This window comes from Niallia sp. FSL R7-0648 (genome assembly GCF_038007005.1).
In the GTDB taxonomy this organism is placed as follows: domain Bacteria; phylum Bacillota; class Bacilli; order Bacillales; family Cytobacillaceae; genus Niallia; species Niallia circulans.
The window spans coordinates 3,675,866-3,700,426 of sequence record NZ_JBBOWE010000001.1; the positions used below are offsets into that span (position 1 = coordinate 3,675,866).

Genomic DNA, 24,561 nt, shown 5'->3' on the forward strand with positions numbered 1-24,561 from the left:
TTTTTTCTTTCTGTCTCTTGCTTTTGGGCACAGAGCGCTCCTTTCTGTTCCCCTTTTCCTTTCTGTCTCTTGCTTTTGGGCACAGAGCGCTCCTCTCTGTTTCCTTTTGCTCTTTTTTCTCTTGCTTTTGGGCACAGAGCCTTCCTCTTTGGTGCCTCTTATCGCAATTTTTCTAAAAGAAGGTGTTCACGCACGCTCTTTTCTTTTATTTCAGCTTACATGTTATTAACTCGATTATAAACTACTCAAAATAGCTCCAACGGTTGACTCCAGCTAGCTTAAAATGTTTTACTAATATTCTTCTTATTCTTTTTTTGGAATGAATGATTCTACACCAATCATATAATAAGAGGGTTGTTATTTTTTCATTAGGAAAAAGTAATTTCAGTTCTTCTACATTGCGTAATACCGCTGCTTCGACTGTTTCTGCCTGTCTGCATTCTTCACAAACTACCTTCATTCCTATTTCTACCACTTTAAATGAATGACATGTTTTGCAAAAGATGCCTTTCTGTAATTCTTTATATTCATAGATTGGAATTTTTGAAAAAGGAGATTTGTCGATGTGCAATGCTGTTAGTTTTTCAGCCAATTGCTTCTGAAACTTGTTCAGCTTTTTAGAAGGATGACCCATCCTTTTTAAATATCGCTGGACTTGCGTTGGAAAAATAAATGGTAAAGATAGTGGAGCTTGGTATAAGGTAAACTCGGGATTAACAAAAACAACAGAAGAAGTAATTGATTTATTTTCCCAACCATGCTTTTGAAGTAACTGTTGAAATAATGATTCATTCCTCCTTATTTGATTTAGCGGATTACTAATTTCTTTATGCTTCATTGTATAGATACGATCATTTTGATAGTAATAATCTCCTTCATAATTCTTTATTTCGAAAAGATGAATTTCATCAGAGTTAATAATAGTGGAATCGATTTGAAAAGTAGTGTTATTTATTTGCAGTAGTAGATCATTGATTATATAACAGTCGCTCAAAAAAGTTTCTGTGAAGGAATCAAATAATTTTTCTCCTGCCAAGCCTTTTTTCAGATGAGCTAAGTACTTAAATCTAGTACCATACGTTGATCCAAGGATTGTAAAACGAGGATTTCTGGAGAAAATGTCCGAGGTTTATAGGGCATACTAATTTGTTTCATCCCTTCTTTTTTTATTAAAAAAGGCCATTCTATAAGAACAGCCTCTTTTTTTTATTCAACAGCAACAATCATTCTGCCTGTTATGCCGCCTTCTAATATTTTGGGTAACTCTTCAGGTAATTGCTGCAAAGATACCTCTTTATAAACAAAGGAAGAAAGGTTTTTTGGTTTCAAATCAGTTGCAATACGTTCCCATAGCTTTTGTCTAATTCCCATTGGGCAATAGACAGAGTCGATTCCAAGTAGATTCACTCCTCTAAGTATGAATGGAAATACACTTGTCGGCACTGCTCCACCACCTGTTAAGCCACTTACTGCGACCGAACCGCCATAGATTATTTTACTAATAATTGCAGCCAACGATTCACCTCCGACTGGATCAATTGCTCCTGCCCATTCTTGCTTATCCAGTGCCTTTACTTTGCCATTATAGACGTCTTCTCTTCCGATAACACGGGATGCTCCAATGCTTGTTAAATAGCCCTCTGCTTCTTTCTTTCCAGAGCTTGCAATAACGTTAAACCCTAATTGGGAAAGCATCGCTACACCGAAGCTGCCAACTCCACCAGTAGCACCTGTCACCAATACAGATCCATTCTCTGGCTTCAGACCATTATCCTGCAATCTTTGTATAGAAAGAGCTGCGGTAAAGCCTGCTGTTCCAATAATCATCGCTTCTTTCAAGCTTAATCCTTCTGGCAGCGGAACAATCCAATCAGCAGGAATACGAGCATATTCACTATAACCTCCAGAATGAGATACACCTATTTCATAGCTGGTAGCAATAACAGAGTCTCCTTCTTTAAAGCGACTGTCTTCTGAAGACACAACTATCCCTGCCATATCAATTCCTGGAATATGGGGATACGAACGAACAATTTTTCCATCTGGAGTACCAGCAAGCCCATCTTTATAGTTTACGCCAGAATAATGAACTTTTATGACTACTTCACCAGCAGATAAATCCTCTAAGCTAACATGCTTTGTTTCCACTGAAAAATTACTATCTTTATTATCAACTACAACTGCTTGAAAACTATTTTTCATTATTAAGTCACCTCGTACTCATAGTATCAATTTAGTAATAACAGGTCAAAGCAAAGAAATTACCCTATTATTATAGTATGAATGCGAATTTTCACTTACAGAAGTGCAATTACTCACTGTGATTCTTTTCAGCTGGGTATAACTTTTGATAAAATGCTATTGCAAAATCAAAAAAGTACATAAGTCCAAAACGTTCTGAGGAGAAGCCTGTTCGATCATATGTTTGTCCATGAAGTCTATAGAAAAGATTAGCTTTATTGACAATAGGAAGGCTTTCATTATGGGTAATAACGATAATTTTGGCGTTGCTTTTCCGAATAAGTTGGATCAACTCTGTATTTCCTTCTATGAATCTGCCAGAAGGGCTTGTGATAATGGCTACAGATTGTTCGTCCAATTCTGCTATATCTTTCATTTGCTCTTGGATATCAGAAAAGGCATGAACAAATTTCCCAGACTTTACTAATCGGTATTGAAAATCTTGAGCCATCGCTTGAGATAATTGTGTTCCGAAGAAAGAAACCTTCTTTGCTTCATAGATAATTTCTAAAATATTTCGTACATCACCAACATTTATCCTAGCTTCCATTGTATGCAGCCACCCTGCCATTTTTTGATAAAGCACTCTTTGCAATTGCTCGCCTACTTCATTTTCTTGTAAGCCACTTTCAATATATTCCTCCACTGGATTTTCCAACTTGTCCATTTGGGCAATATCTTTAAATTCCTGAAAGGAAGCATAACCTATTTTTTTACAAAATCTTGTAATCGCTGCAGGGGATGTATAACAAGCTTCTGCTAAAACAGTAATGTTCATATTGGCAATATGACGCACATCTTTTAATAGTGTCAAGGCAATATAGTAATTCGTATCCTTTGTTTTATTGTTATTAATAAAGTCTAATAAACGAAAAATAATATCTTTCAATTTCATCACCAAAATTCATTGATTTCTTTACTTAAATAAGCTAATTTCCTTTAATTTATTCCATAATCTATCCGTTCTTTTTCTAAATGGATTTCTTTTATCTTCTTTTAAATTTAAGCCAATAGCCTGCGCAACTTTTTCGATGACTTCCTCGATACTTAAACCATTTGTATCCACATGCTCCCTAAATAATGATCGTTCTAACTGCTTTAATCGAGATTCAGCTTGCTTATATGCCCAAGAATCTTCTCCTTCTAATCTGCTTCGTAATCGTTTTTTGATCGTAGCTTTTGACGCCATCAGTGTAACATGTTTAACTATAATCTGATCATTCTTTAATCGCGAGATAATTTCATGAAAATATGCTTCATTCGTAATGGTCATTGGTACTATAATGATTCCATCGTAATCGCGAGTGATTTGTTTTAATAATGAATAGTTTGTCTCTCTCCAAAGAGGAAAATCTTGAAAATCATCCTTTTGTAAAGCGGGTGGAATATTTTTCATTAAGACATATCCAAATCTTTCTGGATCAAATACAAATGCTTTTTCTAATCTTTTCACAAGCTCATAAGCAGTTGTTGTCTTCCCTGCACCAAATGTTCCGTTGATCCAAATAATCATAAGCTTCCCCCCATAAGGTATTTTTCTTTTACTATAGCAAATTTATCACTCTTTCTTTTTTTCTCACTCCAAATGTTTGATTTTTTTGAAAAAACACCTACTTTTCGCTTTCCGAAAGTTGTATAATTTTTAGAATAATATAATTTATTTACAGAGGCTATCTCTAAGGAGGAAAAACAATGCAAATTCAACCAGAGGACATCGTTAGAAGTGGTCCTAACCAATATATTTGTAAAGAAGGAATTCTAAAGGAATTAGACAGTTTATTGTCTCCCTTTCAAGCTCCTGCCATCATAACTGGCAATAAATCATTTGAAGCCTATACTAAATATGTCGCTTCCATTCCTGAACACTGGAAAATTATTCAGCACGCAGGCTATAGTTCTCAACAGGCGATAGAGGAGCTCGCCCCATCATGTGGAGCAGCTGATGTCATTATTGGTATAGGAGGCGGCATTATATTAGATACTGCCAAGGCAGTTGCAGATAAATTAAATATCGAAGTTGTTTTAATTCCAACTGTTGCTGGAACATGTGCTGCAAGCACACCATTAAGTGTCATTTATTCACCAGATGGGGAATTTGAAAGAGTAGCATATCATAGACGCTCTAGTTATTTAACGGTTGTTGATCCAGCATTTTTAATTCACGCCCCGATTGATTATTTGAAAAGTGGAATTGGTGATACCTTAACAAAATGGTATGAAGCAGAAGCGATTATCCGAAATGCGAATGATGAAAGAGCTCACTCTTTATTTGTCCAAGCTGCATTAAGCCAATCTGTTTTCATCCGTGATATTTTATTAAAGGATAGTATAAAAGCAGTTCAAAGCAGTGAAGCTGGAAAAGTTACACCGAGCTTTACTAAAACGGTAGAAGCCGTTATTACTTTAGCAGGAACAGTAGGAGGATTCGGTGGAAGATATGGGAGAATGTCTGGATCTCATGCCATTCATAACGGATTAAGCTTTGTTGAAGAAACACACACCATCCTTCATGGACAAAAGGTGGCTTATGGCATATTAGTCCAGCTTGCCTTAGAAAACCGCATTGATGAAATCGAAGCATTGTTGCCATATTATCAGCAGCTCGGTTTTCCAACCAATTTAGCAGACTTACATATTGTAGATAATCAAGCAATAGCTCTACAAAAGGTTGCAGAACATGCTGCTAATCCAAAAGAGTCGCTTCAGCTGATGGGTTCCTATCGAGCAGATGAAGTAATTGCGGCAATGAACGTCCTGGAAAGTATCACAACTAGCAAATCTGTATAAAAAATGAAAAAGGAGATAGAATTCAACATCGCTTATAGCGATGTTGATCCATCTCCTTTTAACTCTTTTAAAACAGCCATTACATCGAATTCTCCTAATCCATTTTCAAGAGCGGATTGATATGTTTTATAGGCTGATGCTCCAATCGCATTTAATTCTGCCGTTTCACTTGCTAGTCGTAAATCTTTTGCCATATGCTTAAGGGCAAATGCTGCTGGAAAATCATCCTTTAAAATAGACGATGATTTCATTTTTGAAATTGCTGTTCCGACTGCACTTTCATTAATAATAGTTAACATGTCTTCTTTTTTTATTCCTTGTTTTTCTGCAAAAAGAACGGATTCGGCAATTCCTTGTACTGTAATTCCCAATAATAAGTTAATGGCAAGTTTTGCATTACTGCCGGCTCCAGATGGACCAAGATAAATAGAAAGCTTGCTCATCGGCTCCAATACAGCTTTCACCTGTTCGTAAACTTCTTCTTCGCCGCCAACTAAAACAAGTAAATTTCCTTCCTTAGCCGGTTGAACACTTCCTGAAACTGGGGCATCAAGAAACTTCACTCCATTTTCTAAAGCAGTATTATAAATGAATTGAGACGTTTGTGGGGAAACGGTACTCATATCAATAAATACTTTTCCTGATTTTGCATGTGACAAGATTCCATTTTCAAGATAGATGCTTTTCACAGCATTATCGTCTGAAACCATTGTAAAAATGAGGTTACTGTTATCGACTAGTTCTGTTAACGATTCAGCCTGTTTGGCACCAACAGCAATTAATTCTTTTCCTTTATCGGGTGTACGATTATAGAACGTTAATTCATAACCAGCCTTGATTAAATTCAAAGCCATCGGAATCCCCATATTTCCTAATCCTATCCAACCTATTTTCATACAATCATTCCATCCTTCCCATCCAATAGTCATACACATTTTACCATATTATTTATCACAATACGTCAATGTGGATATAGGATAGGAAGAAGAATTACCGTTTATAATCTTCTAAACAATACATTGTTCTCGAGATGAATATGATCAAATGTTAAGCTCTCTAATTCTTCTAGTTTTAAATAGGTTAATCGGTACGTATTACATGCATGCAGCGGCAGTTCATAATCATTCGTAGCTTGGCGAATTTTCTTCAATATTTCCCCTGCACCTTCATGTTCCTTTTCCAATATTGCGATTTCAGCACGAGCCTTTTCAAGACTTTCTACTTCCTTACTCGCCTCATATTCTATCACTTTTGGAAAAATCCGCTGCTCTTCTCGAAGCAAGTGTTGTTCTAAATCGTCCTTTAATAAATAAAACTGGGTATACATATCTTTCAAATGTAAATCGCGCTCCCCATGCACACGATAGACTTTACTAACAAATCCATCTAATTCTTCTAATAAATCTCTCGTATTTGCATGGTAATGATCGATAATATATTTCACTAAATCAGTTAATGACCTATTCATCCAGTCAATTTCTTCGGTTGTCTGCATCTGTTCATACATAATATTGAGTACTTTTACTAAATCCTTATCTTCTAAATGTAAAGATTTAATTGCCTCTCCTATTGGGCGATTTCCCCCACAGCAAAAATCAATTTTATATTCTTTAAATAGTTTACTTGCTGCTGGAAACTTAATAATGATATCACCTGTTTTCGTCTCTTCCGTAAAAATGGCATTCATATGAACACTCTCCCTTATTAGAATAGCTAAAGTATAAAAGATATGGACAAAGTAAAATAGGATTGAAATCACAGATTAAAGATTGTTATAATTTTAATTAGATAATCATCGTTTTAATTGTGAAAAAATACACAAATTGACTGGTGGTGTTAATAATGAAACAACAAATGGTTAGCCCATGTCCTAAACGAGTTCCTATATTTTACTCTTTATCAGATTTAGAAATAAAAAAAATAACAGATGTGGTTCATCATAAACTATTTAAAAAAGGCGAGATGATTATAGAGGAAGGAGATATTTCCACCTCTCTTTATATTATTCATAGTGGCAAAGTCAAGCTATCTAAGTTAACTATTCAGGGGAAAGAACAAATCGTTCATTTATTAACGACTGGTGATTTCTTTGGAGAGAGCAATCTTTTTCATGATGACATGGTTATGAACTTAAGCTGCCATGCTTTAGAAGATACAAAGATATGTGTATTAAAAAAACAAGATTTTGATCAAATAATGTTAAGTAATCCTGAAATCTCTTTCAAACTGTTAAAAACGATTACCAAACGCTTATCTCATACAGAAGATCTAGCAAGAACGTTAGCAACGAAAGATCCCGAAGTGAGAATTGCCGATATGCTTTTAGAATTCTGTGAGAAATTCGGGACAGAACATCAAAATACTGTTCTTATTACCCTCCCTATCACAAGAGAAGAAGTCTCCAGCTATGTTGGCCTTACGAGAGAAACAATCAGCCGAAAACTTGCAAAACTTGCCGACAAAGACATTCTTACCTTAATCGGTAACAAACAAATTCTCATTCATAATAAAGGGAAGCTTCAATCAATAGGGGGATAACTTCCCCCTTTAATAATGAAAACAAATAAATATTCATCGCAGCTATTCCTTCTCCTTTTCCAAGCAGGAAACACTTTTACATAAGTAACTTCTTATTCTCCTAAGCTTCCGCGCAATGGCCAAATTTGATAAACCATCATTAGTGATTTTAAAATTGTTACGTAGGTTAATGTTATCCAGCCTCCCATTAAATATTTCCTATTCGTTCCTTATATAGAACAACTCTTCTTGCTAATTAACAGAAATGTACTTCAAAAAATCATCCCATTTCTATTCTTTTTGCTTCTTTTGAATTAATCTTCTCCACAAAGATATCTGTTTAAAGATCTAGTGAATTACTTCTTGAGAGAAGAAAACCATCATGAAGTCAAAATTTTTTTAAAATTCACTTGAAAAACATTTTAATTCGAATTACCTTATCTAAGAAGGAGGTTACAATATGAATATAACTATTGAAGAAATACCTAAATCAAGGATTGCTTATTTTCGAAATGTTGGGGAGTATGGAGAAAAACAAAATAAAGAATTGATGGAATCCTTTAAAAAGTGGGCAAAATCGAATGGCTTATTTGATAATTCTATTATTCTTGGCATACCTCGAGATAACCCAGAAATCACACCTAAGGAGGAATGCCGTTATGATGTTTGTATTGTGATAGAAAATAATTTTAAAGTAGCAAAACCAGCTCAAGTTGGTGAATTTCCCGGTGGAAAATATGCTGTTTTCTTGCTCGACCATACAAAAGAGGCAGTCAGTGAATTTTGGGGAAATATTATTTCTGAGATAGAAAGACATAATCTATCATTAAGAAAACAACCAATTATAGAAAGATATAATTCACAAATGATTGAAAATCATTTGTGTGAAATACTAGTTCCTATACAGTAACCGAGCAGTGGCACAGCGAGGAGAAGGGGTATCTGTTACCTTTTTGCACTTTTTCTTTTGGATTTCAGTCACAGAGAACTCTTCTCTTTTACTTTTTCTCTATTCCTCTTTCTTTTTGGGGCACAGAGAGCTCTCCTCCTTTACCTTTTTTCTCTGTTCTCTTCTTTTGGGGCACAGAGACCTTGCTCGTTTAAATGCTTCACTTGTCTCTCTTTATAATGGCTGCTTTCCCTCTGCTCCCTTTATAGTTTCTACATTGGACTTTCTTCATTCACACTAAATATCATTCATACTACACCACTTTGTATTCCACAATAACTCTGTTTCATTATCAACATAGGAGATCTTTCCTTGCTAGCTTAAATACACTGAAAAAATCGAATACGGTTAATATCTGTTCCATAATACATCCAACGGTTTATTCGCCAACGATATCCTGCAATAGAATGACGCCCAATAAAGGTTGGATAGAACCAAAATCCTTTGCCATTTTCTAACCAAATAAAAGTAAAGCGGTACATACAAGGGCGGATAGAACTAGATTCAACAGTAAAAGTGCTTAGTTGCGACTGATTTAATTGTGGTGTAAAAGATGGCGGTGGTGATATCGGCGGTCCAGAGTCAGTCCCACCTCCAATCTGCGGTGCATCTGGAAATGCTGGAGGTCCTGCTGGAGGAGGCGGTTGTTCTCCACCTGGAAACGGCGGCAAAATCCCACCTCCGATTGGCGGCAAATGAGGAACTGTTCCTCCACCATTCGATGGAGGGGTTATTCTAGATTCTCCACCTATTTGCGAACTAATCATTCTATGATGAGGTAGAAAAGAATGGTGTCCACAATAAGAATAAAACGGCTGAAAATACATTATTATTCCCCTTTCGAGCTTTTATATTACTCTATGTAAATAGCCCATTTGAGGTGCAGTAAACAGTTTTTAAAACAAGTCCTACAGGAATGATAACTGGACGATGATCTTTTCTTTCAGAAGGCAATGAATGAGTAATGGAAAATCATCATTGTAAAAATAGGTAACACAAAAAGAAAATTATAATTATTTCATAACAATGGATAAATAAACCCATTTGCACTTCGCGCCATTTGCCATAGAAGAAACAATATACTTTGCTGCTACCTCTACCCCAAAATGAATGGCATATTCACCGATAAGGAAAGCTGCTAAAAGAATAAAAAGGTCGAAGCTTCAGCCAAAGAATAATCTTTTTAATGGATAAACAAATGTTGACATAATACTTCCACATGCACCGATAAAAAGTAAATACAGAAATAGCGACAAGTTTCCCGGGAAATTATCCTAAAACACGGCAATACTGATCGATTAAATCTCCTTCCGACATACGTCTTATCACTAAAACAACTAGAACAATTAAATTACTCCTTGAATAATGGAGAAGAACGTCGAAATCCACTGTCTTCTTTTACCGTGGTAACTTCTCTATTTCTTAAAAAATATTTTTTACTTGACGTTTGTTTAAAAATGGGATGACTGCTTAATGGCTTTTGTGGATAATTATTGTTTTCCTATTTATTTTTTGCCCATTATTATAGGAAAAATAATGAATGGACAATCAATTAGCAAAAGGAGAAAGTATGAGGAAAAAGAAGTTCTGATGTCTAATATAGTATAAATAACCTATAATTCCCACAAAATATTTGATATAATTTCCTTATAAAGGTGTTATAGGCCTTTTGATGCTGGTACTTCGAACTAGCAAGTACTAATCTTAAACTATAATAATCTGACTAATCGACGAAAGGGCAAAATCATTGAAAAGTGATGACGCAAAGCTATAGGGGCTTAGGGGTAACGAAGATTGATTTTTTCTACATGATAGCAAAAGTTATGACATTCATTACGCTTGCCAGCCAGTTACCGAATCCACCTTCGACGATTTAGATGAAGGGAAAAAAGAAAATGAGACAAAAAAATAATGATGAAATACTAATCAAGCGATCAATCGTTGTAAGCGATCAAAACTATTATTTACCGGAAACAGGAAATTTTGGGAAGGGACTATTTTTCGGTATGCTTATTAGTACCCCTTTATGGATTTCCTTTTTTGGATGGCTTCGTATTTTCCTTACTTTTGTTGGTAAATAGACTAGGCAAACAGTAAATATTTTACTTATACTATACAAAAGCATATAATCATTATATGAATAGGCGCGAAAACCATTAGGAAAGGAGCTTTCATAATGGCCGAATCAAAAGAAAAATTAGAAAAAGAACTTGCTGATGCAGGAAAGCATTATTCCGAGGAAAAATTTTGGTTCAAAATTGCCAAGTTTGGAAAAAAGGCAGGTTCCTCTGTCGTTTATGCGGTGCTTTTGTTGTATTACACTTTACAAAAACCAAATGTACCTAAAAAAATCAAAGCAACTATTATTGGAGCATTAGGTTATTTTATCCTCCCTCTTGATTTAATCCCTGATTTTCTTGTTGGTATAGGTTATACAGATGATTTAGGGGCACTAGGACTTGCATTATTCCAAGTTGCTATGTATATTGATGAGGATATTAAATCAAAAGCAAGATTAAAACTCACAGAGTGGTTTGGCAGTAAAGTCGATACAACTGAAATAGATAAAAAAATAAAGTAGAAATTGCTTATAAAAAAAGGGACTAGCAACAGTCCCTTTTTCATTTATTAAAGAAATAAACCTACGATTGTAGCGGTTAATACAGATGCAAGTGTGGCTGCTAATAACATTTTCAGTCCGAATTTTGCAACGATATCTGCTTTTTTGGCATTAATTGCTTGAATCGATCCAGCAATAATTCCAATACTAGAGAAATTTGCAAAAGATACAAGGAAAGTGGACACAATCCCTACTGTTTTGTCTGAAAGATCTCCAAGTAATGGTTGTAATTGCAGCATTGCTACAAATTCGTTTGCAGCTAATTTCGTCCCCATTACAGAACCAGCCGTTACTATTTCACTGCCAGGTATCCCCATTATCCAAGCAATTGGAGCAAATATATAACCCAATATACCGGTAAAACCGATGCCGAAAATACTTGTAAAGAAACCGTCAATTAGAGCCAGTAAACCAACATAAGCAACTAACATCGCGGCAACAATTAAGGCAACACGACCACCATCTAAAGCTCCTGCTGAGATTGCTCCAAAAACAGAATTCGTATTGGAGACATCTTTTATGTTAATTTTCTCATCTTCATCTTTTGAAATTGGTGCAATAAGTGTCGCAATAATTAAAGCAGATAATGCATTTAAAATCATAGCTGCTAATACATATTGGGGAGGAATCATTTCCATGTATGCCCCCATAATAGATGCAGAAACAGATCCCATAGCAGAGGTACATACAATAAATAATTTATTTGCGTTTATCGTATCTAAATGCCCTTTGATCGCAAGAAGTGCTTCCGATTGTCCAAAAAAGATAGAGTTAATGCTGTTAAATGTTACAACCGTTGATAAACCAGTAATCTTAGCCAATGCACCACCAATATATTTAATTGCTAGTGGCAATACTTTGATATGGGTTAATAAAGATAATAAAGTAGAAGTAAAAATAATGATCATAAGAACATTAATGAAAAAAACACTTTCGCCTTCTGGTACTAATCCCCCAGTAACAAAATTTACCCCTTCATACCCATAGTTAAGGACTTTAGAGACACCGTTAGATGTAGCTTCTACTATTTTTAGTCCTACTGTAGTTTTAAACATTATTAGTGCTACAATAAATTCAAGCACAAATAATACGAGAATAGCTCTGAAGTTAATCCTTTTTTTATCATTTGATAGTAAAAAGGCAATAGCTATCGTCACGATGATACCTAATATCCCAACTAAAATCGACATAGAAAATTCCTCCTAAATATGAAGCAGTAACAACCTTCCTCTTCTCATAAAAACTATCTTAATATAGTTAATATAACTTCAGAAAACATTGCTAATACATTAAAAACGATATACAGTTTTAGATATTACCTTATATTTGGGTTAATGTCATCCTTTAATTGAAGAATAAGTTAAATTAATAAAATTTCAACCTTTCTAAATATTATCTAAATATATTTAATTCATATCATTATAAATACTCACCCAGGTAAATAAAACGATAAAAAGCAATTTCAGGAACCATCTCCTAAAATTGCTTTTTCCATTTCTTTATTCTTTTGAAATTTCCAGTGACAAAAATAACTATTTTAAATGGAGTTTACTTTTTCTTTTTTCGCTGCTTCAAATGCTTTATTCACACGATTTAAAAGCACACTATCTGAAAGCAAACGATAGCCTGTTTTTGCAAGGACTTGTGCTCCTTTAACAAGAGCGGCATCTCCAGTTGGTGATTTTGCGGCTTCTCGAAATTCGTTCGTATGGGCAATTAAGTCGTCTGGTCCTATTTTAATATGAGGATGCGCAGTTGGAACTTCATAGCTAATATTTCCAGCGTCTGTTGATCCTTTTCCGCGAGATCTTTCCGTTACAACTGTTTCTCCAACTGCCTCTAATTCTTCTTTTAAGATTCCATCTAAAATTGGGTTTAATACAAAATCCTTCACTTCATTTTGAAATCTTTCCACTTTAACAGTCGCACCAGTGGCAAGCGCAGCTCCTTCAGCGATCGCACGAACTTTTGCTGCAACCTCTTCTGTTTTTTTCCATGTTTCGGCACGTATATAGAATCGTGCTGATGCATATTCTGGTATGATATTAGGTGCATCTCCCCCGTTTGTTATAATCCCATGGATTCTGATATCATCAGGCAGCTGTTGTCTAAGCGCATTGATGCCGACAAACAATTGTATAACTGCATCAAGTGCGTTTATCCCTTTTTCAGGTGATCCGGATGCATGTGCTGCTTTTCCGTAAAAATGAAAATCTAAGGGATCCACAGCAAGTGTTTCACTAGTCAACGAGGTTTGGCCGGAGGGATGAATCATTAAAGCGACATCCACATCCTTTAAATAGCCATGTTTCACAAAGCTTCCTTTTGCACTCCCATTTGGACCTCCCTCTTCTGCAGGTGTGCCAAGAACAACTACTTTCCCACCAGTTTTAGACAGTACTTGAGATAAGGCAATACCAGCTGCAACACTTGTTGTTCCAATAATATTGTGACCACAAGCATGCCCTAGACCAGGCAGGGCATCATATTCAGCAAGGAAGGCAATGGTTGGACCAGATATCCCACTGTCTTTTACTGCATAAAAAGATGTTTCATGTCCAGCAACAGCAATTTCCACTTTAAATCCCGCGTTTGTTAGAATATCTACATGCCTTTTACTTGCAAAAAATTCTTGATTGCCAATCTCAGGATTTGCATGAATTAATTGACTCGTTTCAATATAAAGATCCTTATTTGTTTGAATGGATTCATTAATTAAATCAAGACCAGATAACGTATTACTCATTTTCTCTCCCCCTTATAGTCCTTTAAATTGTTTTGCCAGCTCATCTTTTGCAATATTTACTACAATCGAACCACCATTTGTATCTGCTTCTACCGCTTTCACAACTTCTTCTTCATGATAAAGTTCAACAATTTTCTGATAGGTTTCATTATTCGCATCCTCTGTACGAGCCGCAAAGATATTTACATATGGTAATACGTTTTTATCCTCTGCATCTTCTAGATAAATGGGATCTTTAACAGGATCAAAGCCTGCTTGACCAGCGACACCATTATTGATAACAGATGCTGCAACATCTGGTAAGACTCTTGGTGTTTGTTGAGCTACAATTGGCAAGATATCAAGTTTCTTTGGGTTTTTTACAATCTTAGATGGATCTCCAAATAATCCAAAGTCATCAGCTAAGGTAATTAACCCTGCAGATTCAAGTAATTTTAAAGCGCGCGCTTGATTAGATGGATCGTCTGGAATAGCAATTTTGTCACCCTCTTTTATTTCACTTACATCTTTCACTTTTTCTGAATAGATTCCCATAGGAGCAATCACTGTTGTTCCGATGGGTGTTAAATCCGTTTTGTTTTCTTCATTAAACTGACTTAGAAAAGCAATATGCTGGAAGGAGTTAATATCAATATCTCCATTCTCTAAAGCTTGGTTTGGCAAAGTATAGTCTGAAAACTCGACTAGCTCGATTTCAATTCCTTCTGCTTTCGCCTTTTTCTTCAAAGTCGGCCAGACTTCTCCATCGGATCCTGTTACCCCTATTTTCACCTTCACTGTTTTATCTTTACCTGATGCACTATCTGACCCGCAGGCAGCTAGTGCCCAAATAGTTGTTAATAATAGTAAAATAGCAAAATATTTTTTCATCTCTCATTCTCCTTAATTAGTAATTTTTGTTATTTTTTAACTTTATAAAGCGGTAAATATCCCATCGTTAAAGTTTTGTCTTAACGTCTCATTATTTTTCTTGATAATGTATTTCCAATCCATTGAGCAATTTGTACAAGTATAATCAGTATAATGACGGTAACAAGCATAACACTGCCATCAAAACGCTGGTAGCCATATGTCATCGCCACATGTCCCAGTCCGCCTCCGCCAACGGTACCAGCCATAGCAGAAAAATCAATTAAGCTGATCGTTACAAAGGTTAATCCTAGAATCAGTGGTCCTAATGCTTCCGGAATTAGTACAGTAAAAATGATTTGCAAAGGGCTTGCTCCCATCGCTTTAGCAGCTTCAATAACTCCTGGGTCAATACTGACTAAATTATTTTCTACTACTCTCGCAATTCCGAATGAGGCTGCAATAGTCATTGGAAATATCGCTGCCCAAGTCCCAATCGTTGTACCCACAACTGCTCTTGTTAACGGGCTGATTGCTACTAAGAAAATAATAAATGGAATAGGGCGGATAATATTTATTAGAATATTGAGCAAACGGAAAACTAGTTTATTTTCCAAAATATTTCCCTTCCTTGTCACAAAGAGAAGTAATCCAATCGTAATGCCTAAAATAGATCCTAAAATAAGAGTGGTAATAACCATTAATATGGTTTCTCCGGTAGATTCCACAATGCGCGGCCAAAAAGTACTCCAATCAACCTTCATTAAACAAGCACCTCCTCAACTGTTACTAATGCTTCTAATTCATGCAGAACCGCTTTAATATTTTCCTTGCTGCCTTCAAAGGATACGAGAAGATTCCCATAAAACTTCTCTTGCAATTCCCGAACAGATCCATAAACAATATTTACATCGACATTAAATTTTCTTGTGACCTTTGAAAGAACTGGATCACTTGCAATTTCCCCTTTAAAAATTACTCTATATAACTTGTCGCCGCCCTTATTCCTCCATTCAGCCAATAAGGAAGCAGATGGACGATCCTGCTGTACAGACTGAATAAAGCGTTGTGTAGTCGAGTGTTGGGGATTTGTGAAAACTTCAAAGACAGATCCATTCTCTATTACTTCGCCATTTTCCATCACAGCCACTCGGTCACATATTTCTTGAATAACATGCATCTCATGTGTAATTAATAAAATCGTAATGCCTAAATCCTTATTTACTTTTTTTAATAAACGCAGTATTTCGCCTGTTGTATCTGGATCAAGCGCAGAAGTTGCTTCATCACAAATCAATATATCCGGAGAAGTAGCAAGAGCACGTGCAATCCCAACCCGCTGCTTCTGTCCTCCTGACAATTGTTCAGGATAGTCGTCTGCTTTATCGGATAAACCGACAAAGTGCAAGAGCTCTGCCACTCTTTCTTTTATTTCCTTTTTCGATACACCAGCTAGCTTTAATGGATAGGCTATGTTTCCGGCTACCGTTCGAGATGTAAAGAGATTAAAGTTTTGAAAAATCATGCCGATTCTTCGGCGAAGCTTGCGAATCTCTTTTGGTGATAGGGAGGCTACATCTACTCCTTGTACTTGGATATTTCCGTTTGTTGGTGTTTCTAATAAATTCACAAGTCGTAATAAAGTACTTTTTCCAGCTCCACTGAAACCAATAATCCCAAAAATCTCTCCTTGTGCAATGGAGATAGAAACGTCCTTTACTGCGTTTACTTCGCGACTGCCAAGCTTAAAGGTTTTGGCTACCTTTTGAAATTCAATCATTTGCCCTTCCACTCCTATACTAGGTTAATAACATACGTATCTTGTCAAGAAGAAGCAGGCTATTAGTGAATGCAAAAAGGCCCTGCTTCTTCTTTCCAGAAAGAAAAAGCAGGGCCTTTATAAGACAAAGAAACTACTTTTTCTCATCTTTCAAATGCACAAGCATTTGCAGGAATTGGCACGGTGTTTAATTAAATCCGCTGCCGAGACTTCTTCGGGCCTGTCCCTCCGTCTCTCTGGATAAGAAAAATGTTTTATGTAATTTTGTAAGATTTGATAACAACTATAAAACTAGATAAATAAATTGTCAACTATGTTTTTTGCATTTTTTTATTTTCAAATATGCTTCGTTATAAAAATAAATTATTCTTATAAAACATCCACTTGATAATCGTTTTTATATATAGGATAAGAAACTATTCTTATTACCCATAAAATTTCTTTAACTTCGACTTCAATCAATACTCTATCTATTCCTATAACCATTAACAAAAAATATTCTGATATAACAAATAAATACAATTAAACTTATCGGAATAATTTTTATAAAAAAGTGTAATTTCTCGATTTATTCTTATTATTGGATTACTTTTGCTTTTTTGTTTAAACAAAATAAGACTTCCCGTTTTCTGCGGAAAGTCTTAGTTATCTGTTTTTAGCATCGCAAATTTAGGCTGCTGTCTTTTCTTCCATTTGTACTGTTTTGGCACGTGATCCGGGAATTATGTTAAATAAAATATTTAAGATAATTGCAGTTAGCCCACCTGCAACAATACCGCTTTGGAAGAGGATGCGGATGCTTTCTGGAAATTTCATAAAGATATCTGGAACAACGGTTACACCAAGCCCCATTCCAATCGAGCAAGCAAGAATGAGTAAGTTTCCTTGGTGATTAAAATCCACCTGTCCTAGCATTTTAATACCATAGGACACAACCATACCAAACATTGCAAGCGAAGCGCCCCCAAGTACAGATGTTGGAATCAATGTTGTAATGGCTGCAATCTTAGGAATAAAGCCTAAAATAACTAAAATTGTTCCTGCTGCATAAATAACATTCTTTGTTTTTACACCTGTTAATTGAACTAAACCAACATTTTGTGAATAAGCTGTGTAAGGGAAGGAATTGAAAATCCCGCCAATAACAGAAGCTATCCCTTCTGCTCGATATCCGTTTGCTAAATCTTTTTCTGAAACCTTTTTATTAGTTATATCTCCTAATGCTAAATAGACACCTGTTGATTCAATTAAACTCACAATGGCAACAAGAGTCATCGTGATAATGGAAGTGAGATCAAAGGTTGGCATTCCAAAATAAAATGGAGTGATTCCATGTATCCAATCAGCTTCACCCACTTTAGCAAAATCAACCATTCCCATCATTGCAGCAATTAGCGTTCCGATAATAATTCCAATCAGAATAGAAATTGTCTTGATAAATCCAGTTGTAAATTTATTTAGCAATATAATGATAGCAAGTACACCAAAAGCAAGTACGACGTTTTTAATATTACCGAAGTCTGCACTTCCCTGCCCTCCTGCCATATCATTAAATGCTACAGGAATTAAAGTAAGACCAATTATTGTAACAACAGAACCAGTTACGACTGGTGGAAAAAATTTCACAAGCTTGCTAAAGATTGAAGAGATAAGAACAACAATAATACCAGAAACAATAATTGCACCATAAATGGCCGTTATTCCATGCTTACTTCCAATCGCAATCATTGGACCAACTGCAGTGAATGTACAGCCAAGCATAACAGGAAGACCAATTCCAAAAAATTTATTTTTCCAAACCTGCAGCAACGTAGCAACACCACATGTTAATAGATCAATCGATATAAGATAGGTTAATTGTTCAGGTGTTAATTTTAATGCTCCACCAACTATTAAAGGTACTAGCACAGCACCAGCATACATTGCTAGTACATGCTGCAGACCTATAGACCATGTTTTTACTGACATTTTTTCCATTTTAATATCCCCCTGCATAAATGCCATCATGTATTCGCTGTTCGGCAAATGTTACTTTTCCACCCTTTAAAGAGGCAATTCTTGCTAGAGATTCTACTCGATAGCCTTTTGCAATTAAATCATCTGCCCCTTGCTGGAATGACTTTTCGATTAATATCCCAATTCCACTAACAGTTGCACCAGCCTGCTCGACAATATTTGCTAAGCCTAAAGCAGCCTGTCCATTAGCTAAAAAGTCATCAATTACGAGAACATGATCATCTGAATGCATATACTTTTTGGAAACTGTAATTTCATTTGACTCTTGTTTTGTAAATGAATAAACTGTTGCTGTATATAAATCGCTTGTTAAAGTAAGGGATTTTCTTTTTCTTGCAAAAATAACCGGAGCATCTAATGCTAGACCTGCCATTATAGCTGGTGCGATACCAGATGACTCTATTGTTAAGATTCTTGTAATCCCAGCATCTTTAAACAATCTAGCAAATTCCAGGCCAATTTCCTTCATCAGCTGAGGGTCCATTTGGTGATTAATGAATGAATCTACTTTTAAAACATGATCACTTAACACAATACCTTCTTCTTCAATTTTCTTCTTCAATAACTCCATTAACTAGACTCTCTCCTTTTTTGGAGGATAGCTAATAACAATAAATGCTCGAACTATCCTTACATAATACAAAAAAACACAGCTGCTTACTCTATGAGTAAGCGGCTGTGTTTTTAAAGCAAAAATAGACTGCCCTATTTATGTATAGATCAGTATATCTCCATTTTATACGCTTACCCGTAGTCAGATGATTAACGGTCATCTGGTAGAAACTTGCAGGCCATATTCCTGCTATTATACGAGTGTATATATCGATTGATTATTTGACAACATAATGGATTATAACGGATTTTCTCGGAAATGAAAACTAAATTTTTTTAAAAGGAGAAAGTTTCCAGCTTAGCGATTGAATAGTTAATGGATAATAACCTCTAAAAAAGACTAATTCTCTAGCTTATTAGAATAGTCATTTATCTTTTTAGCCATCTTTAAAACTTCTTCCATAAAGATGGCTGTATGTTCAATGGAATCTGCTTGTTTTTCCCGATAGCTGCAATTTTTCCCATCGATTCGGCTTTAAGTTTTTTAGGCTGAATTGTCTCTCTCAACGATTCACCAGGCTGTAAGGGCTGATTTGATTTGATATGTAAATTAATAATCTCTCCAGGAAAAGAAGCGATAAATTTTCTTTAACACTAATGGCTATCGAAAGATTTGCTGGTATTGCCGCTTCTTTAATAATTGGCACAATGGGAATAATCTCTTCTAAAGATTCAACATGTTTAATCACTGATGCTGCACTCCAATCTGTCAAAATCACTTTACTATAACAGCAGACATCTTCCATATATTCACAATTTTTTAATTTTCGCTTCTATATTCCCCTTTGTTAGGAATTAAAATGATATAATGACCATAGTTCTCTTCTTATTATTCATATAAAGAAGTGAATAATAACCTAATTATGATGTGGTGATTGTCCTGTTTAAAATACTTTTAATCGAAGATGATCAAACTTTGTTCCGGGCAATAAAGGAACGTTTAGAGCAATGGTCTTACGAAGCGATTGGGATTCATGATTTTAATAAAGTGATGCAAGAGTTTACAGAAAAGAAACCCGATTTAGTTATTATCGATATTCAGCTTCCTAAATATGATGGGTTTCATTGGTGTCGAATGATTAGAAGCCACTCTAATGTACCAATTATTTTCCTATCTTCTCGTGATCATCCAACCGACATGGTGATGTCGATGCAGCTAGGAGCCGATGACTTTGTACAAAAGCCATTTCACTTTGAAGTCTTAATTGCAAAAATACAGGCAACCTTGCGGAGGGTTTATAATTACAACATCGAGCAATCTTCTCTGAAAACTTGGTGTGGTGCCACCATTGATTTTGAGAAAAATACAGTGACCTCCGTCAATGGGGAAATCGAGCTATCGAAAAATGAAATGTTCATTTTAAAAATATTATTAGACAAAAAAAATAAAATCGTATCAAGAGATGATCTTATCAATGAACTATGGAACGATAAACGCTTTGTTAGTGACAACACGCTAACAGTAAACGTAAATCGTTTGCGAAAAAAACTAGATGAACTTTCTCTCGGAAGCAATATAGAAACAAAAGTTGGACAAGGCTACATGGCTATTGAAGAGGATGCATTATGATCAGACAATTTCTAATAGAAAAAAGAAGCTGGATTCTCTTTATTCTTTTTTTACAGCTGTTTCAATTATTTATGGCCATTATTGATGAGACAATTTCTTTTTATTCAATGATATATGTTAGCTTTATAAGCATCTTATTGTTTCTGATTTTCTGCTTTATCCGCTATCAAAAAGAGACTAAGTTTTATAAAAGCCTTTCTGCTCGAGAAGATGATTTAGACCTAACATCCTTAGCGCCAGCAAAAACACCTTTTGAAAAAATAATCGCGGATAGCTTTACAACCCAAACTCGCATGTTAAAGACAGAAAGATATCAAAATCTTCAGCAGCTTGAACTAGAGAAGGATGAACTGCTTTCTTGGATTCATGAAGTAAAAACGCCATTAACAGCATTACGTTTACTAATAGATGCTATTGAAAATCAGAAAATGAAGACATCCTTGACATTTGAATGGTTAAGAATTCACCATCTCTTAGACCAACAGCTGTACCAAAAACGTTTTTCATTTATTCAAAATGATCTCTACATAGAAAATGTTGATCTCGAAGTGGTTCTTTTCGAAGAAATAAAAACATTACAGTCATGGTGCATCCAAAAAGGAATCGGTTTTGATATTGAACTGCAGAAAAAGATGATATTAACAGATGGAAAATGGCTTTCGTTTATTATTAGGCAGCTATTAAGTAATGCCGTTAAATATAGTTATGAATCAGATATTATCATAAGAAGCTATGGCAATGACGGATATAGCTTTTTAGAAATAACCGATAATGGAATAGGAATAAGCCTGCAAGACTTACCAAGAATCTTTGAAAAAGGCTTTACTTCCACCTCCAAGCATCAAAATAATTATGCTACAGGAATGGGATTATATTTATCCCAAAAAATTGCAGAAGTACTCAAAATCAATATTGCCGTCCATTCCAAATTAAATAGAGGTACGACCTTTACCCTTACTTTCCCAAAGAACAATGAATTTAATCAAATTCATTACTAAAACATGTTGACTTCGAGGCATCGTGACAAAAATGTCACATGCTTCTTTTATTTGTTCGTCAAATCGAGGGATTGGATGAAATTCTTTTTGTATACTTAATCTATCATTTAAAGGAGTGTGGAGTATGGATATCTTAATTGCTTCAAAGGTCCATAAAAGTTATGGCAATAAAACAAATCGTCAAGAAGTGCTGAAGGGCGTAAATTTACACGTCCAAAAAGGCGAATTTGTCAGTATTATGGGGGCCTCTGGTTCAGGGAAAACAACCTTGTTGAACGTTCTTTCTTCTATCGATCAAGCAAGTGGAGGAACTATTCGAATTGTAGAGAAGGAAATTACCCGTCTTAAAGAAAAGCAGTTAGCAGAATTCCGAAAAAATCACTTAGGATTTATCTTTCAAGACTATAATTTACTAGATACTTTAACTGTTAAAGAAAATATTCTTTTACCACTATCAATTACAAAAACGCCCAAAAAAGAGGCACATCAGCGTTTTGATACTTTAGCGAAGGAATTAGGTATTTACGAAATAAAAGATAAGTATCCAAATGAAATATCAGGTGGTCAAAAGCAAAGAACATCTGCAGCCAGAGCTTTCATTCATGAACCAAGTATTATATTTGCAGATGAACCAACCGGAGCTCTTGATTCTAAGTCTGCCTCTGATTTATTAAATAAATTGAGTCATCTAAACCAAACAAGAAACGCAACCATCCTTATGGTAACCCATGACCCAGTCGCTGCAAGCTATTGTAATCGAGTTGTTTTTATTAAAGATGGGCAAATTTATACACAGCTTTATAAAGGAGACCAGGATAGACAGCGTTTTTTCCAAGATATTATCAAAACACAGGGAATTTTGGGTGGTGTGCAAAATGACCTTAAGTAATCTTGTTATTCGTAATCTCAAAAAAAATATAAAATACTATTATCTTTATATTTTTGCCTTAGTATTCAGTGTATCTCTTTATTTTTCCTTTGTAACCTTACAATATGACCCATCGATGAATGAGGTTGAGAATTCAGTCAAGGGTGGCGCTGCGATTAAATCGGCCTCTATTCTTTTAATAGCAATTGTTGCGATATTTCTACTATATGCCAATACGATTTTTATCAAGCGCCGCGGAAAAGAAATTGGACTTTTCCAATTAATTGGGATGACCAAAAGCAAAATTTTCCGTTTGTTAACACTGGAAAATTTCATTTTATATTTTTTATCTATTGTTATCGGTATTTTTATTGGCGTTTCTTTTTCTAAAATAACCATCATGATTCTATTCAAAGTTACCGGAGTCCAAGCCATTGCGAAACTTCACTTTTCGCCAGAAGCCCTCGCCCAAACAGTCATTGTCTTTTGCGCCATATATGTTCTCATTATGTTAATGAACTATATTTTCATTAAGCGTCAAACAATTCTTTCCTTATTCCGTGTTGCGTCTTCAACAGAAGCACGAGTTAAGAAAATGTCTGTATGGGAAATGATTCTCGGTATTATAGGAATCATTTTTATCATAAGCGGCTATTACATCTCGTCCCAGCTTTTTAATGGCGACTTTCAATCCATGAATGAATTGTTTTTCGCTATGATTTCTATTCTCGCTCTAGTCATAATTGGGACATATCTCTTTTATAAAGGATCTGTCAGCTTTTTGTTTAACCTTATTCGTAAAGGGAAAAATGGCTACATTAATATTAATCAAGTGCTTTCCCTGTCTAGTATTATGTTTCGGATGAAATCAAATGCTATTTTATTAACAATTATAACAACCGTTTCTGCACTCGCATTAGGCTTTCTTTGTTTAAGCTATATATCTTACTACTCTGCTGAAAAAACAGCCAAACAAAATGTTCCAGCCGATTTCGCCTTTGACAATGTCCAAGATGCAGAAGCTTTTACAAGTCGACTGGAAGAACAAAGAATTGCTTATAAGGAAGAAAAAATTCCTGTTATTCAAACCATCTTTGATATAAAGGGAGTCCTCGATAATATTCCAGATGGATTCACACAAGATACCAGCGAGATACAGATGCCTGTTATTAGTGAAGACTATGTAGAAGATGTTCATCTATCTAAAAAGGAAGTACTTTTTGATGGATATAGTTCTACCTTAGAAAAGTTTATCAAATTAAAATCTACGGGCTCAATTACCATGGAGTTAAACGGTCAGTCCATCCCATTAAATTATTTAGGAATGAAGGAAATAAACATTCTTCCTTATAATTTTTCTAATGGCGGACTAATGACCGTAATCGTCGACTCTTCTGTCTTTGATTTAGTACAAAAGAATATGGATAAAAGTCTTCAGTCTCCTTCTTCTCTTTATATTGGGATTAATATTAATAAGAATCAAGAAATTGTAGAAGCTGATAAAATTTATCAAAAACTAACTTTTGAAAGTCAGGAAACTTTATCACGTTATGAGACAAGCCAGTCTCAAAAAGAATTTATGGGATTAGCGATGTTTATTGTCGGTTTTCTTGGGCTCACTTTCCTTATCACATCAGGGTGTATTCTTTACTTTAAACAGATGGATGAAGGAGAAGAAGAAAAGTATAACTATACCATTCTTCGTAAGCTAGGCTATACACAGAATGATTTAATAAACGGCATTAAATCAAAACAACTATTTAACTTTGGGATTCCGTTACTTATTGGCCTGCTTCATAGTTATTTCGCTGTCAAATCTGGCTGGTTCTTCTTTGGATCGGAATTATGGGCACCAATGTTCATTGTAATGGGGCTATATGCATTGCTGTATTCCATCTTTGGAATTCTCTCCGTTATTTATTATAAGAAAATCATTAGCGAGGCATTGTAAAAGTGCATCATCGCTTATCCGTCAAATAAAAAAGGGAATCAGACAAACAATAGCCTG

General features: G+C 35.2%; 24 protein-coding genes and 3 riboswitches. Of the genes, 9 read left to right on the top strand and 15 right to left on the bottom strand.

The genetic code is table 11. The features are described from left to right. Window positions 1–241: 241 nt before the first annotated feature. The 4 genes from NSQ89_RS18000 to NSQ89_RS18015 form a co-directional block, all read right to left on the bottom strand. Window positions 242–994, bottom strand: a complete 753-nt coding sequence (locus tag NSQ89_RS18000) for a nuclease-related domain-containing protein (protein ID WP_341132983.1) — start codon at window positions 992–994, stop codon at window positions 242–244. 212 nt (window positions 995–1,206) lie between these two features. Beyond that, window positions 1,207–2,202, bottom strand: coding sequence for an acrylyl-CoA reductase family protein (locus NSQ89_RS18005; protein ID WP_061798006.1), 996 nt, complete (start codon window positions 2,200–2,202; stop codon window positions 1,207–1,209). A gap of 109 nt (window positions 2,203–2,311) precedes the next feature. Next, window positions 2,312–3,130 (bottom strand): MurR/RpiR family transcriptional regulator, encoded by an 819-nt coding sequence (locus NSQ89_RS18010; protein WP_172864983.1) that lies wholly within the window; start codon window positions 3,128–3,130, stop codon window positions 2,312–2,314. 27 nt (window positions 3,131–3,157) lie between these two features. Continuing rightward, on the bottom strand, window positions 3,158–3,754 hold the full coding sequence (locus tag NSQ89_RS18015; RefSeq protein ID WP_095258432.1) for an AAA family ATPase: 597 nt from the start codon (window positions 3,752–3,754) through the stop codon (window positions 3,158–3,160). A 185-nt stretch (window positions 3,755–3,939) separates the two neighbouring features. Here NSQ89_RS18015 and NSQ89_RS18020 point away from each other — a divergent pair, with 185 nt between their 5' ends. Continuing rightward, the gene (locus tag NSQ89_RS18020) at window positions 3,940–5,028 is read left to right on the top strand and encodes an iron-containing alcohol dehydrogenase family protein (RefSeq protein WP_341133171.1); all 1,089 of its coding nucleotides are present in this window, start codon (window positions 3,940–3,942) and stop codon (window positions 5,026–5,028) included. Between the two features lie 32 nt (window positions 5,029–5,060). On the opposite strand, the gene NSQ89_RS18025 is transcribed toward NSQ89_RS18020, so the two are convergent. Continuing rightward, window positions 5,061–5,924 carry an NAD(P)-dependent oxidoreductase gene (locus tag NSQ89_RS18025; RefSeq protein WP_047943681.1) on the bottom strand — a complete coding sequence of 288 codons (864 nt, stop codon included), beginning with the start codon at window positions 5,922–5,924 and terminating at the stop codon, window positions 5,061–5,063. 101 nt (window positions 5,925–6,025) lie between these two features. After that, window positions 6,026–6,715, bottom strand: coding sequence for an iron-sulfur cluster repair di-iron protein (gene ric, locus NSQ89_RS18030; RefSeq protein WP_095320750.1), 690 nt, complete (start codon window positions 6,713–6,715; stop codon window positions 6,026–6,028). A 155-nt stretch (window positions 6,716–6,870) separates the two neighbouring features. Here ric and NSQ89_RS18035 point away from each other — a divergent pair, with 155 nt between their 5' ends. Together NSQ89_RS18035 and NSQ89_RS18040 are read left to right on the top strand one after the other, a co-directional pair. Further along, a complete protein-coding gene (locus tag NSQ89_RS18035; RefSeq protein ID WP_144579410.1) occupies window positions 6,871–7,566 on the top strand; it encodes a cyclic nucleotide-binding domain-containing protein in 696 nt (231 codons plus the stop codon). Window positions 7,567–8,005: 439 nt separating this feature from the next. Then, entirely contained in the window at window positions 8,006–8,455 is a 450-nt protein-coding gene (locus NSQ89_RS18040) for an AraC family transcriptional regulator (protein WP_341132984.1), read from the top strand. 359 nt (window positions 8,456–8,814) lie between these two features. On the opposite strand, the gene NSQ89_RS18045 is transcribed toward NSQ89_RS18040, so the two are convergent. After that, a complete protein-coding gene (locus tag NSQ89_RS18045) occupies window positions 8,815–9,321 on the bottom strand; it encodes a hypothetical protein (protein ID WP_144579411.1) in 507 nt (168 codons plus the stop codon). Between the two features lie 900 nt (window positions 9,322–10,221). Then, a riboswitch (cyclic di-GMP riboswitch) is annotated at window positions 10,222–10,323 on the top strand. A gap of 66 nt (window positions 10,324–10,389) precedes the next feature. On the opposite strand from NSQ89_RS18045, the gene NSQ89_RS18050 reads away from it, so the two are divergent. Together NSQ89_RS18050 and NSQ89_RS18055 are read left to right on the top strand one after the other, a co-directional pair. Continuing rightward, window positions 10,390–10,575 carry a hypothetical protein gene (locus NSQ89_RS18050; RefSeq protein WP_047943638.1) on the top strand — a complete coding sequence of 62 codons (186 nt, stop codon included), beginning with the start codon at window positions 10,390–10,392 and terminating at the stop codon, window positions 10,573–10,575. A 95-nt stretch (window positions 10,576–10,670) separates the two neighbouring features. Beyond that, the gene (locus NSQ89_RS18055) at window positions 10,671–11,075 is read left to right on the top strand and encodes a YkvA family protein (RefSeq protein WP_341132985.1); all 405 of its coding nucleotides are present in this window, start codon (window positions 10,671–10,673) and stop codon (window positions 11,073–11,075) included. 47 nt (window positions 11,076–11,122) lie between these two features. Here NSQ89_RS18055 and NSQ89_RS18060 read toward each other — a convergent pair whose 3' ends face one another. From NSQ89_RS18060 to NSQ89_RS18095, 8 genes are all read right to left on the bottom strand, one after another. After that, complete coding sequence (locus NSQ89_RS18060; RefSeq protein WP_341132986.1) at window positions 11,123–12,304, bottom strand: NupC/NupG family nucleoside CNT transporter; 1,182 nt, start codon at window positions 12,302–12,304, stop codon at window positions 11,123–11,125. Between the two features lie 347 nt (window positions 12,305–12,651). After that, a complete protein-coding gene (locus tag NSQ89_RS18065) occupies window positions 12,652–13,860 on the bottom strand; it encodes a M20 family metallopeptidase (protein ID WP_047943635.1) in 1,209 nt (402 codons plus the stop codon). A 12-nt stretch (window positions 13,861–13,872) separates the two neighbouring features. Next, on the bottom strand, window positions 13,873–14,730 hold the full coding sequence (locus NSQ89_RS18070; protein ID WP_144544674.1) for a MetQ/NlpA family ABC transporter substrate-binding protein: 858 nt from the start codon (window positions 14,728–14,730) through the stop codon (window positions 13,873–13,875). A gap of 80 nt (window positions 14,731–14,810) precedes the next feature. Then, on the bottom strand, window positions 14,811–15,473 hold the full coding sequence (locus NSQ89_RS18075; protein WP_047943633.1) for a methionine ABC transporter permease: 663 nt from the start codon (window positions 15,471–15,473) through the stop codon (window positions 14,811–14,813). Then, a complete protein-coding gene (locus tag NSQ89_RS18080; protein ID WP_144579415.1) occupies window positions 15,473–16,489 on the bottom strand; it encodes a methionine ABC transporter ATP-binding protein in 1,017 nt (338 codons plus the stop codon). The genes NSQ89_RS18075 and NSQ89_RS18080 overlap by 1 nt, the downstream gene beginning before the upstream one ends. A 140-nt stretch (window positions 16,490–16,629) precedes the next feature. Beyond that, a riboswitch (SAM riboswitch) is annotated at window positions 16,630–16,736 on the bottom strand. A gap of 422 nt (window positions 16,737–17,158) precedes the next feature. Then, window positions 17,159–18,466 carry a nucleobase:cation symporter-2 family protein gene (locus NSQ89_RS18085; RefSeq protein ID WP_341132987.1) on the bottom strand — a complete coding sequence of 436 codons (1,308 nt, stop codon included), beginning with the start codon at window positions 18,464–18,466 and terminating at the stop codon, window positions 17,159–17,161. 1 nt (window position 18,467) lies between these two features. Further along, window positions 18,468–19,076 (bottom strand): xanthine phosphoribosyltransferase, encoded by a 609-nt coding sequence (locus NSQ89_RS18090; RefSeq protein ID WP_341132988.1) that lies wholly within the window; start codon window positions 19,074–19,076, stop codon window positions 18,468–18,470. Between the two features lie 160 nt (window positions 19,077–19,236). Then, a riboswitch (purine riboswitch) is annotated at window positions 19,237–19,338 on the bottom strand. A 282-nt stretch (window positions 19,339–19,620) separates the two neighbouring features. Continuing rightward, window positions 19,621–19,806, bottom strand: a complete 186-nt coding sequence (locus tag NSQ89_RS18095; protein WP_141232341.1) for a hypothetical protein — start codon at window positions 19,804–19,806, stop codon at window positions 19,621–19,623. Window positions 19,807–19,997: 191 nt separating this feature from the next. Here NSQ89_RS18095 and NSQ89_RS18100 point away from each other — a divergent pair, with 191 nt between their 5' ends. The 4 genes from NSQ89_RS18100 (at window position 19,998) to NSQ89_RS18115 (ending at window position 24,504) form a co-directional block, all read left to right on the top strand. Further along, window positions 19,998–20,687, top strand: a complete 690-nt coding sequence (locus NSQ89_RS18100; protein ID WP_144579682.1) for a response regulator transcription factor — start codon at window positions 19,998–20,000, stop codon at window positions 20,685–20,687. Beyond that, on the top strand, window positions 20,684–21,685 hold the full coding sequence (locus NSQ89_RS18105; protein ID WP_336045267.1) for a sensor histidine kinase: 1,002 nt from the start codon (window positions 20,684–20,686) through the stop codon (window positions 21,683–21,685). The genes NSQ89_RS18100 and NSQ89_RS18105 overlap by 4 nt, the downstream gene beginning before the upstream one ends. A 124-nt stretch (window positions 21,686–21,809) precedes the next feature. Beyond that, window positions 21,810–22,574 (top strand): ABC transporter ATP-binding protein, encoded by a 765-nt coding sequence (locus NSQ89_RS18110; RefSeq protein WP_144544671.1) that lies wholly within the window; start codon window positions 21,810–21,812, stop codon window positions 22,572–22,574. After that, window positions 22,561–24,504 carry an FtsX-like permease family protein gene (locus NSQ89_RS18115; protein WP_172864972.1) on the top strand — a complete coding sequence of 648 codons (1,944 nt, stop codon included), beginning with the start codon at window positions 22,561–22,563 and terminating at the stop codon, window positions 24,502–24,504. The genes NSQ89_RS18110 and NSQ89_RS18115 overlap by 14 nt, the downstream gene beginning before the upstream one ends. The last annotated feature ends 57 nt before the right edge of the window (window positions 24,505–24,561 follow it).